Here is a 19,075-nt window from a genome sequence, read left to right as displayed (position 1 = left end):
AGTATTTTTTCATAAAACATCTGTTCTGTTTATTACTTGCTTGCCCATGCATTAAAATGTTCCCCAATAACAAAAACACACATCATTCTTGTAACTGTTTATGCAAAATCCGTCGCAGTGTCAAAATCGTTTGTGGATTGGTTTGAATACTATGACCGCCATTGATAACTGTTTCAGAGGCGGCGCCATCTAGGTGAGCACTGGTATAGGGAACAATGCCATCTGATAAACGTTGGGTTAGGGCCTGACTGATATTTTTATCAACAGTGACGGCAGCGACCAGTGGCTCAGGAGGCAGCTCTGATGTGTCATCTGACACGCTGACACTTGCGCGCTCGTCTTTAGCGTCTTCTTCTAGCGCTTGCGATAAATCAATTTTGGCACCGTCAGGCTGTGCTTGAGCCAGTCCTTTGGTGATATCAGCATCATTGTTGGCAATAATTGAATGATAAGTCACACGGCTATTAATCGTCAGATCTTTGGTTAATTCGATGAAAGAAGATTTGTCACTGAGCTGACTGGCACCGTTTTGCAAATACAAAGCGCCCAACGGGTTTTGTGCCAGATCGCCTTGCGTGGCAATCGTTGCCAAGTTGTCAGTCACTGTTTTTACCAAACCGACTGGCAGATAGACAATGCGGCGCAGCGCACGAGTGAACCAGCGATCGGCATAATCTGTGCCACGAAATGGCGCAGACAAAAATACGGCAGTGTCTACTTGGGGCAATGAGTGAAGCTCAAACCGTTTTCTTAATTCCTTTTCACCAAACGATTCTTTGAGGGCGTCGCGTATTTGCCGCTTTTCACTGTTTGAGAGAATGTCTTGGTCATCCAGTCGGTCTAAGTCTTCAACCAGATTTTCATCGGATAGCATCATACGCGCGATGAGCGCGCCCATACTGTGGCTGACAATCACGCTATTTTTGCTGGCGCGATTTTGTCCCGTTGGGTCTGTTTGCTCGTAAGTTGTGTTGATTAATTGCTGAATCTGATAGCGACTTTCTAAAATAGGCAAATTGGTTGGATAAAATATTTGCCAAACCTGGTAATTGTCGCGCAGTTTGGGATCATTGAGAATATCGTTGGTGAGATTGACCCACGTGGCTGGGCTAGAGGCCAAACCATGCAGCATAATGATGACACGCTTGTCAGGGTCATAAGGTTCGAGCATAAACAGTTTGGGTAGACGAGCATCTGGCTGGCGCGTGATGAGGTTCAGATAGCCCACACTATCCAACTGGTTTTCTGCCAGCCACATTCCATAACCTGCCGAGAAATTAGCGGCTAATGGATAGTTATTGTCCAAAATATTAACAGTTTCAGTGCGATACGGGTTGTATAAGTGGATGTCGAGCTGGCGACTGCTCAGCACGTCCAGTACGCTATCACCACTTGGTTTGATCAAACCAGTCAGCAGTAGATGACCAGTAGGATAAATGCGTGAGCTTGGCTCGCTATCCTTTGTATTGTCACTTTCATTGGCGAAGCGACCCGATAGTGATGATGATAATAATTGGCGAATCGTGGTGGTATAGCGATCATCCAGTGAGGCAACTAAGCTGATACCTAAACCGGGACGTTTGCTAACAGAGTTCAGCCCAGAGAGACGTAGCTCGTAAGTAGAAACTAAGTCAGCAAGCGCAGAGTCTTGCTTATGAGCATTTTGCAAATAGTTGTTTTCATTGGGCAAATAGATGCCGAGGTCATAATCATCTACTTGTACTTTCATGACCTTGACTTGGTCGATCGCTTTACCTTTTAGCGGGGCTCGGTTGGCAATCGCTGCTTGATCGCTACTATTGCGCTTGGTAGAAGGGATGGTTAAGTATTCTACTTTTTTGCCATTCATCAATTTATCTGAGTTTTCGGTCGATCGATAAAGCTGTGTGATGACATCATTGCTGGCAGCGTTATAGATATCTTGGGTCTGAATATCGTTGTCAGTTGGGATGCGGGTTTGCGTGTGAGCACTACTATAACTTTCATCAGCACCCTCAAAATCATGAGTCAGACTGTCATAAAACAAATAGGTATAGCTATATTTAACCGCATCAAACAGTCTGTCCTGATAATTGTTTAAGCAAAGGTCGGTCTCTTCTTGCTGCGTTTTGGCATCGTCGTCGCTCAAAGGCGCATTGGCGTAGTATGGGTCAAGTGGTGGGCGGGCAAGTGCATTGCGGCAGTTTTGTGAGTCAGCAAGCTGGCGCGCTTTTGCGTAGTGCAGTTCTGCAAAAATTGCCAGTGCAGGTCGATAGTGTTTATTTAAAATACTGTCCGTGAGCTGAGTCAAGCACAAATCAAACCGCTGCATACAAGCTTGCTCATCAAGACCTGCTGATAGCAAGGCAGATGCCGTATCGCTGCTTAGTTGATTATCAGTGACGATATTACCGCGCTGTGCTGAGATGGTCTTGGCCGATGCTTGTTTTTCCACCGAGACGACACTACAGGCTGGTAACAGCATTGCCGCTGTCAATAATGCGACTGAGGCGATAGGCCGCATTTTTTTATTGGCTTGCGTTACCGTGTTTTTGCTAGGGCTAGCAGAAGTCATAAGTCAGTCCGGTAAAAAAAGTAGTTATGAGAAAATCAGCAATGGAAGTACTTTTGGTTATAGTAGAGTTTAGCGTAACTTTTGATATTAGACTATTTTATTTGAAAGGTTATAACCAAGCGCTATATATCGAATGACTTCTTCAAGTGATGGTTATAGTGAATTCAGTATAAAAATGATACAGTGGGACTGGGATAAATTTTTCGCAGTCTCTGTCTGCGTAGGCACAGCACGCAAGGAAAATTTAGACCAGTTCCACCTTGATATATAATGTATCTGTTTTATTTAGGATTGACTATATTGTTTTGAGATACACTTAAATTTTTGGTTAAAAAGGGCATTTATTTAGACAAAGAAAAAAGAGGTAAAGTAGAAAAAGATGAGGCTCTGTGCAGGCAGGTTTCTATTAGGCACAAAAAAGCCAGACACAAAAAAGCGCCTTTGCTTTATATTCATAAAAACAAAGGCGCTAGGTATTCTAAGGCTACAAAATTATTTGTTTATCTTTAGCATAGACAAACAGTGCCAATTTAGGCACCTGGTTTGACATTGATATCTGGTGCAGGGATGTCCCAAATGTAGAATTTGCCATCTTCCACCAGTTTGATTTGTTGAGGAATCACGGTGTTGTTAGGGTATTTTTCTTCAAGACGACGTAGGCGCTCTAGGGCGCTGGCACGGCGATCACTGAGTAGATCTGCCTGTGCCAAGCTTTGTTCTGCTTCGGTGTAGCCAAGAGAGACCGCTCGATCTAGATATTTTTGACCTTCTTTAAACCCACCGCCCTCTGATAGCATCATGCCATACAAAAAGTTGGCTTCACCGCTATCTGGCTGGATTTTGAGCGCACGATCAACATACTGCCCGCCGCGTACTGTATAGTCTGATCCCAAGTCCAGATTACGGCCCATACCATTGAGTTTGGCTGCGCGAATTAATACATCATAAGACGCATCTGGTGATTTGGCATAAGGCTCGATCCAATCAGCCAATACTTTGATTTTTTCGCGCGTGTAATGGCGCTGAGTGCGGTTAGGGAAGTTCGGTGGATAGTGACGAGCATTCGGTGAGACGTCTGCGATAAAATCATCAAGCAAGCTTACGTCAAGTTTATCAGTACCTAGGCCTTTTTGTTGTGGGATCAAGACGGTTTTGATAAAGCTCACATCTGAAAGCTGTACTTGTGGCGTTGGAATATTTGAGAGCTGACCACTGCGCAGATCAATACCAGTCGCAGTCATCGGGCCTGGCTTATAGATGCGAGTGGTACCGCTGATCACAGGGGCGTTAGCTGGATTCATCATTTGCGATGCTGGTGGCTGAGCGGCGCTGACAGGTACACGATTTGGTTGAGTACTGTTTGATTGCATCATCTGCGCTGCCTGTGCCGTGCTCAAAGGCGTACGGTTAGGCTGAGTGTTGCTTGACGGCATCATTGGCTGAGTATTAACTGACTGAGCGCTATTAGCAGGCTGAGCGCTATTAGCAGGCGTAGCATCTGTTATGCTTTGAGCTGTGCTGGTCGTTGCACCTGGCCTTGCTAGACGAATCACGCGTTTACTGGAATCTATAGCGCTCGGTACAGCAGGTGCTGATGTAGCAGCAGTGTCAGCTTCTGCAGCATTCACAGGCGCAGAAAGCATCATTGCACAGGCGGCCGCGAGCGCGGTCAAGGTTGCAAGCTTTGGCGACTTGGAAGACGCGCTATTAGAGAGAGTTGCTTTCATAAAAATCATTACCTTATTTAGTCGTTATTTATTTATTAATCGGTTGATAGTCAGGATATATGTTTGCTGCAAAATCGTACAAATTTTTAATACCCTAGCAAATTAAGCTTTGCGCTATCTGTGGTAGGATTGTTACTCGCTTGGGCTGAGCAAATCGAGTATTGCTCGTCATCTCAGACATCAAATTGCTATTTGCCTTTATAAATGATAAGCGGTCGCCTTCATACGGTTGGCCATCCAGCGCATTGTCTGACGTACAGGTGGTGACAACGCAGCGCCGCCACTTGCCAGTGCTAGCTCGCGATGATGTTGCTCTTCGATATCCATTTGTGCCAGTATTTCTCTTGAGCGTTGATCATGTTCGGGTAGTTGATTGATATGATCTTGCAGGTGCTCGCTAACTTGTGCTTCTGTCTCCGCGACAAACCCCAAACTAAACTCATTTGAGATGGCGCCTGCGACTGCACCTAGGCCAAAAGACATCCCATACCAAAGCGGGGTAAACACACTCGCATGGCTACCCAGCTCATTTAAGCGCGTCTCGCACCAGACCAGATGATCGACTTCTTCTTCAGCAGAGTTTTGCATGGCTTGCTTGACGCCACTATCTTTGGCAGCAAATGCTTGTCCATGGTAGAGACCTTGCGCGCACACTTCACCGGTATGGTTGATACGCATCAGCCCTGCGACATGGCGCGCCTCTGTGATAGTCAGTTCAGGAATCTCGTCACTACTCACTGGCAATGGGCGCGTACTGGGGTTTGAGTTTGGCACGACAGCTCGTAATGCTTTGTCGACCCCAAGCAATAGCTGATCGATTTTGGATAAGGGACGCAGGGCCATGGTTCACTCCTGATGGCGTTAAATTCTATCAATAAAATAAGACTAGTGACTGCTCTAGGGTAATAATCCTGTGCACAGCTCTTATGTACATTACTATAACAAACAATCCAAATTATCGGCATCAATATTATTACCTTGATAACCTATCGATTGCTATCGATTGCTATCGATTGCTATCGTTATTTGAGCTCAATATGGCTCATTTATATAACCACTTCATCATTGGTTTGGATAACCGCCTGTTTGATATGCCTATTTAGCTTAAGGTACAAGAAGATACCAAAAACAATATTGAGCACACCTGTTACCAAAAATAGCTGCGGTAGACTTAGCCCTAATGCATTTAAGATGACAATCGCAAAAATCGCTGATGTGACCATAAATATCGCATTGAATATGTTGTTGGCACCCACGATACGCGCGCGATGGCTCTTCGGCGCATAGGCCTGCATTGAGGCATATAAAGGCACAATATATAAACCGCCACTGAATCCCAATAAGAACAAATCAGCAAAAACGCGCCAGCTCCCACTGACACCGAATAAATCACTGATGCCAAGCAATGTGTCATTATTCACATTTATGTTTAGGCTTGAAAGTGAAACGTACAAATCAATAGCAAAGATACTCAATCCAGCAATACCAAAAGGCAATAGGCGCAGGCTGACTTGGTTTTTGGTCAATGATTTGCATAGGAGCGAACCTATCGATACCCCTACTGAAAATAGCGTCAATAGAAAAATCACCACCGACTCATCACCGTGCAAAATGACTTTGCTGAACTCTGGCACTTGAGTCAAAAACGTCGCCCCATAGAACCAAAACCAGCTGTTGCCAAGAATGACAAAAAACAAGAATGGCAGAGAGTAGAGATAGCGTACCGTAGACAAGCTGATGGTAACGATATTCCAGTTAATCTTAAGATCAGGCTGCATGGCTGGCATGTTAGGGATATAGCGCGCTGCCAGATAACCCAGCACAGCAACGACCAATACGGTAGCGCTAATCCAATATAAGGAGTGTGACAGCTGAGTTAAGATGCCAGCGACAATCATACCAACAAGAATGGCTAGAGAAGTGCCCATTTGAAACAGACCGTTGGCACCGACCAGCTCATCTTCTTTCATCGCCTGTGGTAGATAAGCGTACTTAATTGGGCCAAAAAAGGTCGAATGCGTGCCCATCAAAAACAACGCGACAAATAAAAGGGTGTACCATTCAAAAACAAAACCAACCGCAGCGATTGCCATGATGACCAGCTCAAGCACTTTGATAAACTGCGTGAGCTTGGATTTTTCATACTTATCAGCGATTTGTCCTGCCAATGCCGAAAACAAAAAGTAGGGCAATATGAATAACATCGCGGCCAAATTATTTAAAATACTGACTTCCACACCCAATTGACTGGCAGCGGTATAAGTCAGAACCAGTATAAGTGCTTGTTTAAAGATATTGTCATTAAACGCACCCAAAAACTGAGTGAAAAACATGGCGCTAAAACGGCGGCGCTTAAATAGCTGAAACTGATTGGACATGAATGTTCCTACAGATGAGAAGCGGCTGATAAAGTAAGAAGAGGCGCTGAACGCAGCTTATAATGCGATAGCAATTATCAATATTATCAAAAACTTATCGAAATACAGCATAGGTTTTATCAATATTAAGCCGTATAATAGCAAGGCTTAGGTAAAAATACATGAAACCTGCGCTATGATTTCATAATTAACTAAGTTATGATTTGTAAATTTTATATGGTTGCATTAAAAGGTGCGAGCGACGGTAAAGGTGAAGGCTTGCTATCAATCAAGACTGTTTGTATGGTGTCACCCATCGAGTGCTGAATAATATGCACCAGAGACTTCCATCATGACAAGCAACGTAGTAAACCATTAATTTCAGCCCACTGCTATAAGTTTATTCACCGGTCAGACTTGGCGATAATCAATCGTTAATAATAGTATGCCGCGTGAAGGGATAGGACGTAAACATGACCCAGCCGCCTTCAACTCGAGCACGCAACATATTAATGAGGCAGCGTGACAGCGTGAGTATTCAGAACGATATCAGCATCCAAAGCACTCATGTCGGTACTCCCCGTATTCATTTTAAGCGCTCAGCGCTCTGTACCGCGCTAGCTACTAGTCTAGTTAGTGTCGCACCTGCGGCATTGGCTGAGACAATCAACACAAATATCACCAATGCATCGACCAGTAATCAAGTCGCTAAGACTCAATCAGCTAACAATCAAACAGCCAATAATACATCAGGCGCACTATCAGACGATGATACCCAGCTCGATGCTGCCCTAGATGCACTACGTCTAAAAAAAGCAGTGGAGCAAGGCATTATTGATCAGTCGGTCTTGGACGACTATAGCGAACAAACACTAGGTATCAAAAAATCAGGCGCTAACTCGTCATCTTCTCAGAATGACAGTGCCCGAAATAATAATCACAATAGTGGCCTGCAAGATTCAAATCGTTTCGACGAGGATATGTACGTAGAAGGCATGCAGGCAGATCTATCTAATGATGATTTGTTGCAGCAAGCAACAGCGATACAGCAGCAAGGCTATCAGATGATGACGCCTGAGCAGATTGATCGTGAGCTGGCGGCGCTCGATTTACAAAACACCCAAGATATCGACAGCATTAACAACGACAGTGCCTTTGATGCGCCAATTGCCACATTGAACGACACAGCGCCGCCCATCGGCTTAGATGTTGACTTAGATGCGACCAACTTGCCTATGCCTAGCAATCTTGACACACTGGGTAGAAGTGAGGCCGCAGCAGAACAGGCAGCCACAGCTGAAATTATGTCACGTCCCATTAACGTGAGTGACTCTGTCAGCAGTGGCAATGTCAATGCGGCAAATGGCATTAATGATGAGATAATAGCAGGTAATAGCGATATAACTGATGGCGGTAACATGCCCTCAGATGTGATTGATCCTGAAGACTACCTACCGGATTATCAGAATGATACTCAGGCCGTCAATCAAAGCATCGAGCAAGCTGACCAGTCAAAACCACTTGCACGTAATAAAAGCAACATTGTCAAGCGTCTCTATAATCGCTTTTTCAATGGTGGTGTGATGGCGTTACCAAGTGTGGAGACCACAGTTTATATACAACAAGCTGGCGCCGAAGATACGGCAAATGGTCAACCAAAACTCATCAAAGCTGACGACGATATTCAGCCAATGAAGAATATTAAAGCGGCCCTTGATGATACGACAGTACAGTCGGTCATTGATTTTACCGCAGCGCTACCACGTTTGCGTCAAACGGCATTGGATGCTGCCAAAGCAGTGGGTTACTATGATGTGACTCTCAGCCTGCGTCAGCCTACGCGTGATACGATCAATGTGGTGATCGAAGAGCTGGGCGAGCCTGTTATTGTAGACAGCCGTATCGTTGATATCCGCGGTGAGGGCGGTGAGCAAGCAGAGTTTGTCGCGCTTGAAAAAGAATTACCGCCGCAAGAAGGGGATATTTTTAACCACCGTGTCTACAAGAGTAGTAAAGCGGCGCTTGAGTCTTTGAGTAATACCTATGGGTATTTTGATCAGTATTGGTTAAACAAATCTGTCGATATTATCTTACCAGACAACAAAGCGGACATGTCTTTGGTCTACAACACAGGCGACCGCTACGAGTTTGATGATGTTGTTTTCTTTACCTATGACAAAGAAACCAACACGCTGACACAAGACCCTGACAAACTCCCAGTAGAATTGTCGTTATTGCAGCAGTTGTATGAGTTTGCGCCGGGTGACCCATTCTATCGTCCATCAGTGACAAAGTTTAGTAATGACTTATCAGCGACTCGCTATTTCAACGCTGTCAACGTTGAATCGATATTACCGCCAGATGACCGGAGTGAGGCCAGTACATTGGCATTTGATAATGCACCTACCAATAGCAATGCTATATTGGATGAGGATGTTGATAAGGATGGCATCTCAGATATGACTGGAGATAATGCTACTCTAGCAGCATCCAATAATCGTTTGGCTAGTACAGAAGATACGGGTAGTAGTACTGGCGTAGAGCGTGAAAGTGCGCTTAGCAATGGTAGTGGCGAGACGGTCAATGAAGCTGATATTGCTGCTATCGAGTTTGAGGTTGATGAAGAAACGCTTGATAAGCTACAAGCGGTTAAGCAAAAAGCAGAGCGTCTAAGCCGCCTGCCGGATGACCGCGTGCTGGATGAAAAAGACCAAGAAGCGGATAACTTATTAGGCAAAATCAGTGACTCTATCAGTAATGTGGCCCAAAAAATATTCCCTGATGATGCAGACTTCACCGTTGATGAGGATTTCGTACCGCCAACGCTCGCAGGACGTAAAACACCGCAAGACGTTGCCACAAGCAAAAAAGTACCGTTGTATGTCTTTGTATACGCTGATAAGCCGCGTGATGCTCAGGTTGGTTTGGGTTACGGTACTGACACAGGCGTGCGAGCAACCGCCAAGATCGATTATAATTTGCTTAACCGTCAGGGCTATCAAGCAGGCGCAGAAACCGAAGTGTCCAGAATCAGCAAAAACGTCGCTGTCTATGCGAGCCGCCCTTGGAATCATCCACTCAATGATAAATTAGATGGGCGTCTTACTTATGAAGAAGAAGTCATTGACCAAGGCAAAGGTAACTTTGATTTATCTACCACCACTTTAAAAGCGGCTTTGGCACGTAATATTCGCCGTGATAGTGGTTGGAATCGTAGCTACTCTATGCGTTATCGTTTAGATGAGCTAGAGACTGGCGTTGACGGCGCTGCGCGGGATGATTTACCTATCCGCTTTACCTCGTCAAACCCCAAGCAGCAAGCATTGCTGTTTGGCTATGGCATGAATAAAACCGACACGGATAGTGCGACTAATCCAACGCGCGGTATGCGTCAGTATTATTCGATTGAAGCAGGTGCTGACAAAGCGCTGAGTGATACTGATTTGGCCATCGTGCGTGCTGGTGTTAGCGGTATTTATAGCTTTGGCGATGACAAAAAACATCAAGTGCTTGGTAGTTTGAATGGTGGTTATATTTGGGCAGATGATTTCTATGATGTGCCTTATAAATTGCGCTTTTTCGCAGGTGGCGACCAAAGCATCCGTGGCTATGACTACGAGAGCTTATCGCCACTAAACGATAAAGGCTATCTGACAGGCGGGCAAGTACTAGCGGTTGGTAGTGCAGAGTATAACTATGAGTTCAAACCGGGCTTTCGCGGTGCATTCTTTACCGATGTTGGTAATGCGTACGACAAAGACTTTGATGCTGAAACCAAAGTTGGCGTCGGCGTCGGTGTGCGCTGGGCCTCTCCTGTTGGGATGGTGCGTGTCGATGTCGCCGCAGGGGTGACAGAAGACAATATTCCTGTGCGATTACATTTCTTTATTGGCTCGCCGTTGTAAAAGCTTACTTCCTACATATGAACACAGATCGCTTGAACCGTTTTATTCATTACTTATCGTACCGATTGCTGGTCATCACTTTTTAACGTAGTTGAGTGTCATGCAGACAAAAAATACCCCGCCTAACAATGCACCAGATGAAGACCCAGCACAGCGCGATGCTCGTGCCGTTAGGCGCTGGTATCCGCTATCATTTTTACTCAAGCTGCTGGTGCTGGTCATTATCGTACTAGCGATTATGTTTGCGATATTTTTTTATGCAGCAGGTACTGATGCGGGTACTAAATTCATTTTAGAAAAAATCAGTGCTGAGACGGGTATCGGTTTCAAATATGGGCGCGGTAATTTGCGTGATGGTATTTGGGTGACAGATATCGATATTGAAGCCACTGAAGACCTTGAGGTATTAGTAGACAAAGCTTATGTCAAGATAGGCTGGCGTGCGATATTTGCAAAAGAAGTACACCTGAGTGATGCCGATATACAGACCATCGAAATTCTCAATAAGAAACCACCGACTGGCGAGCCGTTTGATTATAAGACGCTAAAGCTACCAGTCAATCTACGTTTTGATCACGCAAAAATCAATAAAATTATTTATAAGCAAGTGACCAAAGAGCCTATTGTTATCAACAATACTACGGCTCGCGATCTGACATGGGTTGGCAGCACTGTGACGGTCGGTCGCGGCAGCTTGCAATATGCTGATATTGTAAAAGTCAGTGCCTTACAAGGTGAGGCAGATTTACAAGGCGACTACCCACTGGATCTGAGCGCGATTGTAGAGGTGAGTGCACTTGAAAAAGCTTATATCGATCCATTGAATATCACGGCAACTGGTACGCTAAAACGTACGGTTGGGCAGGTGCGTAGCCGCTATAACGACAGCGACGTTAGCGGCGATTTTGTGGTTCAAGGCCTAGATGCAGGCGCACCGTTTCAGGCAAAACTGAAGTGGGATGATATTTTAGTCCCTTATGCAGATGACCAAAATATTCATCTAAAAAGTGGTATGGCGACTGCATCAGGGGTTATCTCTGAGATACAACTGCGCATCAACACAGAATTGACTGCCAAAGACATTCCATCCGGTCATTATCAAGGGCGCGGCGTCATTGCAGACAGTCAATTGCGTATTGACCGCTTAGAAGCCGACGTTCCCTCTGGACGTTTGCTGCTTCAGGGCATCTTAGGCTGGAAAGAGAGCTTTAATGCGACAGTGCGTGCGGCTGGTAGTAACTTTGACATTCGACGTGCGATTCCTGATGAGTATGCTGATTTTAAAGCGTATGCTCCGCAAACGCTCAATGGTAGATTATCGTTACGCTATCAGCAGCAAAACAGTACAGGTAATACAGAGATTGATGTAGACCTACGTCAGCGTGACGGCGAATATGTCAACGCCAACCTAGTGCGCGGCAAGACGTCTGCTAAATCTCAACAGACAGCGCCTTGGTATATTGATGCAAGATGGCAAAACTTGACCCGCCGTGATGTGCCTAATATTGGTAACATCAATAGCCCGCGTGGTCAGGCCGATGTGATCGTCCGTGGCTCCAATGTCTCAGTAGATGCCAATGCAGTGATCAATGAGCTCAATGCGGCGCCCAAAGGCAACTATGATGTGCGCTTGCGTAAAGCAGGTGACGTCATTGATATCAACCGCCTCAATTATGATGGCATCGTAGGCGACCTATCAGGAACTGGGCAGATTCGGCTAGCAAATAAAAACCGCCCACTGACATGGCAGATTGATGCAGCGACCAAAGGTTTATTGCCTAAAGAGTACCGTAGTGACTTACCACTTGAGCGCCTGACGGGCCGCCTAAGTGCTCGTGGTCGCCTGTTAAATATCACCAAAAACGGCGTTAGCGGTCAACGTCACATCATCACGGTTAATAGTACAGACCTGCAAGCACAACTGGATGCCACGCAAAACGGTCGCGCAATCGGTATAACAGGTAGCGGTGATGCCAGTGTCGATATCGTGGGTGGTGAGTTGTCCGTATTTGATGCACGTTTTGATGGTCAGATCGATACAGCGGATGTACCAAAAGGTCGTCTATCAATCGACGCAGCGGGTACGCCAAAATTAATTAGTATCCGTAAATTGAATTATGATGGCGAAGCTGGTGCGGTGAATGCCAAAGGTGTCATTGACTTGCGTCGTAATATTGGCTGGACGGTCGATGGACGTTTCGATCAGTTTAATTTAGGGTATTTTTTGCCAAATAATTCAGCAATCATCACAGGTGATCTAAAAACCAGTGGCGAGTGGCAGGCTGCGCCTAAAAACAGCCCAAATACCGCAGGTAAATTACAGCGTTTTGCTGTGAATTTCGATGGGGTTTTGGATGCCGAGCAGTTACCAGCAGGTAAGCTGAATATTAACGCGAGCGGCGATAGTCAGCTGATCCGTATCAACCGTCTGCGGCATGTGGGCGCGGCAGGTAGTATTGATGCCAAAGGAGAGGTTGATGTGCGTCAAGGCATTGCATGGGACATTAGTGCCGTGATGGATCGCTTCAATATCGGATATTTCTTAAAGGATACACCAAGCCTTATCACGGGTAACATCGATACAGATGGACGTTGGGGCGATACGCAGCAAACAATCAATATCAGACAAGTCAATCTGAGCGGTATGCTGAAAGGCCAGCCACTTAGTGCTAAAGGCAGCTTGGCTGCAAAACTGCGCTTGCCAAAAGACTTAGCCAGCTATTTCAAACGTCTACAAACACAAGATGCCCAAGCACAGTATAAGCAAGTGAATGCATTGATCGATAGTTTAAACGCTGACAACTTGATACTACGCTGGGGTGACAACTATGTCACTGCTAATGGCAATGCCAAACAGCTACAGACCAAAATCAATATCATAAGCCTAGATCAACTGTCAGATAAGCTTGCTGGTAAAGTCACTGGTGGAGCGACTTTGTCTCAACCAGTAGGTCAGGCACTACCGACGATCTATATCGACTTGGTGGGTGAGCGAATTGCACTACCGGGCTTTATTTTGCGTCAAGGTCGTATACGTGGCAAGCTGGTTAATCTAGCCAATAGTCCAAGCCAGCTTATCGTCAGCGCTGAAGGTCTGGATGCTGCGGGACAAAGCTTCGATAGTGTAAAAGCCTCCTTTAATGGGACTGAGCAATCTCATATCGTTGATCTAAATGTAGCCAATCAGCAGCTTGATGTTGGCGCTAGGCTTAAAGGTGGGTTTGATCGCGACAAGCTTCGTTGGTCAGGAGTCATCGGTAAAGGCCGCGTTAAATCCAGATACGCTACCTTAAATCAATTACAGCCAGCACAGCTGATTGTGAATTTGCCCAATAATCAACAGGGCAATAATACAGATCTCAAAGTACAGTTGGCTGCACATTGTTGGCAAGCCACGGACCAAACGGGCAAGCTATGCTTACGCAAGAACTTAGTGGCTTCTCCAGCCAGTGGTGAAGTCGATGTGGCATTGCAGAATTTAGATACGTCATTATTTTCAGTATTTTTACCAAAGGATATTGATTGGCACGGCAAGATTAATGGTAAAGCCATTGTCGGTTGGCAACGTGGTCGTCCGCCAACTATTAACACGACACTATATTCAGACAATGGCAAAATTGGCTTGATTCAAGACGGGGATAGCACGCCTGTGACACTGCCTTATAAGCGTGTTTCACTAATCGCCTTGTCGGTGCCAGAAGGTATCAAGCTGCGTACCGACATCAATACGGGTCGCGGTGCTCGCGGTTATGCTGAAGTCGTTGTTGATCCTTACAAAACACCGAAACCCATCTCTGGTGCACTCGTGTTAAATGAGCTTGATTTGGCGATATTTAAGCCTTTCTTCCCAGGTATGAGAGTACTAAAAGGCAACGTTACAATGGCAGGAGGACTGGGCGGTACGCTAGATAAGCCGCAGTTCTATGGTGATGTGAAACTCTCTGATGGCCGTATCGCTATGCTGGATTTGCCAGTGAATCTGACCAATGTCAACACACAGGCCAAAATTCGCGGTACGCAGGCGACCATTGATGGTACGTTCAAAAGCGGTACAGGAACAGGCACACTGACCGGCACGGTCAATTGGCAGCAAAAGCTACAAGCCAAATTGAGTATTGTTGGTGAAGGGCTCGTGATTACGCAGCCGCCACTACTCGTGGCTGAGATCAATCCTGATATTGACATTATTGTACGTCCAGGCGATCGCTATGTGGATATTAAAGGCGCTATCAGCGTGCTAACCGCTACCATTCGTCCACCAGAAGCCAGCGAAGATATTGTGACTCAATCTGAAGATGTGGTTGTGTTGGATCGGCGTTTGATTGGTAACATCGATGAGGTATTGGCAATATCAAAACCTTGGTCTATCAATGCTGATATTGGCGTTGATTTGGGTGATGACATCAATTTCCGTGGTTTTGGTGCTGTTATTCCATTGGCTGGTGCGATTAACATCAACCAAAATGGCACGGGTATCATGCGTGCCAAAGGCGTTGTTCAAGTATCACGTCGTACCAATATCAATGCTTTTGGTCAAAGCCTAGAGCTAAATTATGGTCAAGTACGCTTTAATGGCGATGTCATGAAGCCCAACTTGAGTATTGAAGCGGCAAAAACCATTGATGGTAAAACAGTGGGTCTGCGTGTGAAAGGTACGACTGAAAGTCCAAATATCATCGTCTTTAATAATGCAGGATTGACCCAGCAGCAAGCGATGAATGCGCTGGTGACAGGGCGAATCGATAACAAGAGCGCCACTCAAATCAGTGAGCAAGGGTTCAAATCACAAGTGACCAATAACCTAGCCGCTGCTGGACTGAGCTTTGGTCTGAGTGGTACGCGCAGTCTGACCAATCAAATCGGACAGGCCTTTGGTTTACAGAGTTTGACCGTTGATGCATCGGGTAGCAGCGAAGATACCAATGTCAATGTCACCGGTTACGTGACCCCTGACTTGTATATCCGCTACGGCGTGGGTGTCTTTAATGCTCAAAATAGCTTATCTGTTCGCTATCAATTGACTCGTCGTATTTACGTAGAAGCCAGCTCGGCTGCTGAAAATGCGGTAGACGTGGTCTATAGTTGGCAATTCTAACGCTCTTACTTGACCGAGTGGGTATCTGATTAGCTTTATGGATTGTATGCATTGAGACGGATTCTTATAATTATTGCTTTACAAAAAAAACGCCTCGTAATGAAGGCGTTTTTTTTGTAAAAAATGTAGTCTACTCATACAGTTATTTGGTCAGAATCAACCGATTGTTGCGAGTGAGGCGTAAGCGATACTCTTCGCCTTGATGCTCGATACGTACTTCTTTGGTCAGGGCAAATAGATGCTGCGACTGTAGCGTTGGCAGACGGTTTTCACGGCAGTTTAGATAACGAGAGATAACCATACTCATGGTAAATTCCTTTTGATAAGAAGTGGCTTAATAAATTAGCTATGTTCTAATGAACCTTAACGATAATCATTATCATTTAGATTGAATGAATTTGCAAGGTAATTGATAAAATAAAATGCAGTTATTGTGTAAATTTATCTAAGGCTACTGTCACAAAGTGAGAATAGGGGGCTTTCTCCTTGTAGAAACACAGAATTTATAAGATGTATAAAAACGATAGGGACCATAAAGACAGTCGCCACGTTGTTATAGCTGCCAAGTTATATACGCAGAATCAGGCGATTAAAAAGTCATAATGAAGAGAGAAGTGAAAGGTAGAGTTATGCCAAATGAGATGAGTGGCCAATCAAAAACGAAAAACATCACCCCCGTCAATGTTGCAGTTGCCGTTATTTATTATAAAACCAAGTATTTGCTTGGGTTCCGAGATGCAGCTCAGCATCAAGGCAATCGCTATGAATTTGTAGGCGGCAAAATAGAGGCTGATGAGTCAGCAGAGCAGGCATTGATTCGGGAGGTTGCTGAAGAAACAGGGATCGATATTCATCAAAATATGATGGTGAAGCTTGGGCGTTTGCATCACGACTATGGTGACAAGCAGGTGAGCTTGCAGGTTTATCAGGTTGAACTGACCGCACAGCAGTATGAACAGCACAAGCATTGTGAGTATGGATTAGAAGGCCAAGCAATGACGTGGGTTGAAAAATCTAAGCTACTAGCAGGAGAGTATCATCTGCCCGCTGCCAATAAAACTATTTTGGAGTGGCTAAAGCTTCCTACAAAAATAGCGATTACGTATCCACTTGCGCATTTTTCTGCCCAGCCAAATTCAGCAGCAGCATGGGTGCACTATCATCGAGAACAGTTGGCAACAGAGTCTTGGGTTTATATCCGACTAAAAGCATCTGAGTTAGAATATATTGCCCAGCAGCTAATGGATGTGCGTCCAGATATTCTAGCGATTTTGCCGTACGACAACGACTGTCAGCGCTCCAAGACGACAAGTACCGATGCAATGGTAGAGGCAAAAACGACTGGTTCGATTGTCGCTAGACACCTGACGCATTCGGTATTAATGGCATGGTTCAATGGTACTCAAGATATTACAGAGTCTGAGCAATTGGCCCACATCTCGAGTGAGCATCCACTAATAGTCAGCTGTCATGATATTGCCAGCATTCGTGCCGCTAATAAACTTGCGAGTATGCGCATACAGCAGCAGTTGTCGCCAGTGATTGGCGCTTTTTTGTCTCCTGTACTTACAACTCAGACGCATCCTGAGACGGTGCCACTTGGCTGGGAGGCGTGGTCGGCTTTGGCACAGTTAGCTGACATGCCAGTCATTGGTCTGGGAGGTTTGGCTCCTAGTATGATAGATCAAGCATTGGCGCACGGCGGTGTCAGTGTCGCAGGCATTCGTCAGTTCCACGAATGAAAAACTAGAAAATGAGTGCTCATTAAGCAGCAATATCATTCACTTGACTATGTTTGCTTATTAAGATAGGTAAGTATAAATAACTGATTTTTAAGTTATTTATCCAGTCAGTAACTATGTGATTATGATGTGTGTGTACTAACGCATAAACCCATCGTTATTTACAAACCGTTGCGTTTCCCTACATTGCACTACTGTTTTAATAGTCCAGCTGCCCTTAATATATATTCCATATCTACAACGCATTGATTCTGGTTTTTATCAGTAAACTAAATATTAACGCATCTATCAAAACTTATAATAAAAAAGAGCGTTTGTAGCAGTAGAGTTTGGGTCGATAATTAATTCTGAAACTCAGGCTCATTATAAAATCAATTCGGATAAATGATGCAGATAAGGTATTTTAACAGTCACTATTAATAACGGTATCCCTATGAAAACCAATAAGTTACCTGATTCAGCATGGACTGACTCACAGGCAGCTGGTTCTCAATCTCAGCAGACTATACAGTCAAACAGCTATAACAATGGTCGTCATGCGCAACAAACAATAAATGCCAGTAATGATGCAAACTATAGCCATAAAAAACTGAGCAATGAAAACCTGAACGGCGAATATTCGCACCATCTGGCAGACGACATGTCTTCACAAGACAGCTATTTTGGATACAAAAGCGCCGACAAAAGCCTTACTAAGGTCAAAGAGTCCGCTATGAGTAACAGTAAAAACAGTCAACATCTGAAAAATAATGATAAAGAACAATTCAACATTGCTAATGGATACAAGCGATCAGCAACGTTGAATAAAGACGAGCCGCTAATCTCTGAGCTTGTAGATGACCAAGCAAGTAATTTGCAAGACAGCACCAAGCAAATCCTTGATACTTCATCAACCACTATCAACTCGTCATACAAAGACATACCGGAGCGTATATTTATGAATGGACTTATCAAGCATACAGGCATTGCGTTAGCGATCATCATACCGCTAGCGGCATTTTCAGCCTATGCTGCAACGCCGCCCATTAATATGGCTACTACCAGTAATATGCAAGATAATGTGATGAGCGAGAAGATTACGACCGATATGCTATCAGTTAAGCCAAACGATATTATCTATAAGCCTGCAAGCACACCAACGACAGTGGATAGTGTCGATCTCAATGAATACGCTGGGACATGGTATGAGATTGGACGTCTACCGATGTATTTCCAGCGTAAATGTGCAGGCGATGTCACGGCAAACTATACGCAAAAGACCGATGGGTCAGGCATGGTCGTCACTAACAAATGCGTGAGCGAGGATGGTTTAGGTATTACGGCAGAAGGTTTGGCTAAGCCAGTCGATGAAAGTGGTAGCAAACTAAAAGTGACGTTTTTACCGAATTGGATTCGCTGGATCCCAGTCGGTCGTGCTGATTATTGGGTACTAGCACGTGATGCAGATTATAAAACTGCGCTAGTAGGGACACCTAATAAAAAATACTTATGGCTTCTAGCACGGTCGCCGAATATCAGTCAGGAAACGTATACTAAATATCGTCAGGTTGCTCAGCAGCAAGGATATGATTTGAAAGAGTTTACATTGACGTCGCAGAGCAATCAAACAGTGAATCTAGCACCATAATAGATATAATGAAAATTATTGCTTCAATTAATTAAGCGCTATGGCAATTATCATGTAAACGACGTCCT

The 19,075-nt window shown here is 44.9% G+C and carries 9 protein-coding genes; 4 read left to right on the top strand and 5 right to left on the bottom strand.

Features of this window, described 5'->3' with window-relative positions; all coding sequences use genetic code 11:
• Positions 1 to 82: 82 nt before the first annotated feature.
• The 4 genes from GYK50_RS08885 to GYK50_RS08870 all read right to left on the bottom strand — a co-directional run bounded on the left by GYK50_RS08885 (position 83) and on the right by GYK50_RS08870 (position 6,659).
• Complete coding sequence (locus tag GYK50_RS08885) at positions 83 to 2,554, bottom strand: esterase/lipase family protein (RefSeq protein WP_212563718.1); 2,472 nt, start codon at positions 2,552 to 2,554, stop codon at positions 83 to 85.
• Between the two features lie 530 nt (positions 2,555 to 3,084).
• Positions 3,085 to 4,281 (bottom strand): tetratricopeptide repeat protein, encoded by a 1,197-nt coding sequence (locus GYK50_RS08880; protein WP_212563717.1) that lies wholly within the window; start codon positions 4,279 to 4,281, stop codon positions 3,085 to 3,087.
• Positions 4,282 to 4,479: 198 nt separating this feature from the next.
• On the bottom strand, positions 4,480 to 5,118 hold the full coding sequence (gene coq7 / locus GYK50_RS08875; RefSeq protein WP_197496799.1) for a 2-polyprenyl-3-methyl-6-methoxy-1,4-benzoquinone monooxygenase: 639 nt from the start codon (positions 5,116 to 5,118) through the stop codon (positions 4,480 to 4,482).
• A 209-nt stretch (positions 5,119 to 5,327) separates the two neighbouring features.
• Positions 5,328 to 6,659, bottom strand: coding sequence for an MFS transporter (locus GYK50_RS08870; protein ID WP_212563716.1), 1,332 nt, complete (start codon positions 6,657 to 6,659; stop codon positions 5,328 to 5,330).
• Positions 6,660 to 7,111: 452 nt separating this feature from the next.
• Between GYK50_RS08870 and GYK50_RS08865 the strand changes: the two genes are divergently transcribed.
• On the top strand, positions 7,112 to 10,543 hold the full coding sequence (locus GYK50_RS08865; RefSeq protein WP_071003494.1) for an autotransporter assembly complex protein TamA: 3,432 nt from the start codon (positions 7,112 to 7,114) through the stop codon (positions 10,541 to 10,543).
• 100 nt (positions 10,544 to 10,643) lie between these two features.
• Positions 10,644 to 15,638 carry a translocation/assembly module TamB domain-containing protein gene (locus tag GYK50_RS08860; RefSeq protein WP_212563715.1) on the top strand — a complete coding sequence of 1,665 codons (4,995 nt, stop codon included), beginning with the start codon at positions 10,644 to 10,646 and terminating at the stop codon, positions 15,636 to 15,638.
• 142 nt (positions 15,639 to 15,780) lie between these two features.
• Here the strand turns inward: GYK50_RS08860 and hemP are convergent, their stop codons facing one another.
• Entirely contained in the window at positions 15,781 to 15,939 is a 159-nt protein-coding gene (gene hemP, locus GYK50_RS08855; RefSeq protein ID WP_379542873.1) for a hemin uptake protein HemP, read from the bottom strand.
• Between the two features lie 328 nt (positions 15,940 to 16,267).
• Between hemP and GYK50_RS08850 the strand changes: the two genes are divergently transcribed.
• A complete protein-coding gene (locus GYK50_RS08850; protein ID WP_286707766.1) occupies positions 16,268 to 17,380 on the top strand; it encodes an NUDIX domain-containing protein in 1,113 nt (370 codons plus the stop codon).
• A gap of 433 nt (positions 17,381 to 17,813) precedes the next feature.
• Positions 17,814 to 19,007 (top strand): lipocalin family protein, encoded by a 1,194-nt coding sequence (locus tag GYK50_RS08845; protein ID WP_212563714.1) that lies wholly within the window; start codon positions 17,814 to 17,816, stop codon positions 19,005 to 19,007.
• The last annotated feature ends 68 nt before the right edge of the window (positions 19,008 to 19,075 follow it).

It is taken from the genome of Psychrobacter pacificensis (assembly GCF_018336615.1).
Classification (GTDB): domain Bacteria; phylum Pseudomonadota; class Gammaproteobacteria; order Pseudomonadales; family Moraxellaceae; genus Psychrobacter; species Psychrobacter pacificensis.
Note: the sequence above shows the minus strand (reverse complement) of the source record. Positions and strands in the feature narration are given on the sequence as shown.

Excerpts from the sequence above, each read along its gene's own strand:
- GYK50_RS08885 (WP_212563718.1), bottom strand. The coding sequence starts at position 2,554 with ATGACTTCTGCTAGCCCTAGCAAAAACACGGTAACGCAAGCCAATAAA.
- GYK50_RS08880 (WP_212563717.1), bottom strand. The coding sequence starts at position 4,281 with ATGAAAGCAACTCTCTCTAATAGCGCGTCTTCCAAGTCGCCAAAGCTT.
- GYK50_RS08870 (WP_212563716.1), bottom strand. The coding sequence starts at position 6,659 with ATGTCCAATCAGTTTCAGCTATTTAAGCGCCGCCGTTTTAGCGCCATG.
- GYK50_RS08865 (WP_071003494.1), top strand. The coding sequence starts at position 7,112 with ATGACCCAGCCGCCTTCAACTCGAGCACGCAACATATTAATGAGGCAG.
- GYK50_RS08860 (WP_212563715.1), top strand. The coding sequence starts at position 10,644 with ATGCAGACAAAAAATACCCCGCCTAACAATGCACCAGATGAAGACCCA.
- hemP (WP_379542873.1), bottom strand. The coding sequence starts at position 15,939 with ATGGTTATCTCTCGTTATCTAAACTGCCGTGAAAACCGTCTGCCAACG.
- GYK50_RS08850 (WP_286707766.1), top strand. The coding sequence starts at position 16,268 with ATGCCAAATGAGATGAGTGGCCAATCAAAAACGAAAAACATCACCCCC.
- GYK50_RS08845 (WP_212563714.1), top strand. The coding sequence starts at position 17,814 with ATGAAAACCAATAAGTTACCTGATTCAGCATGGACTGACTCACAGGCA.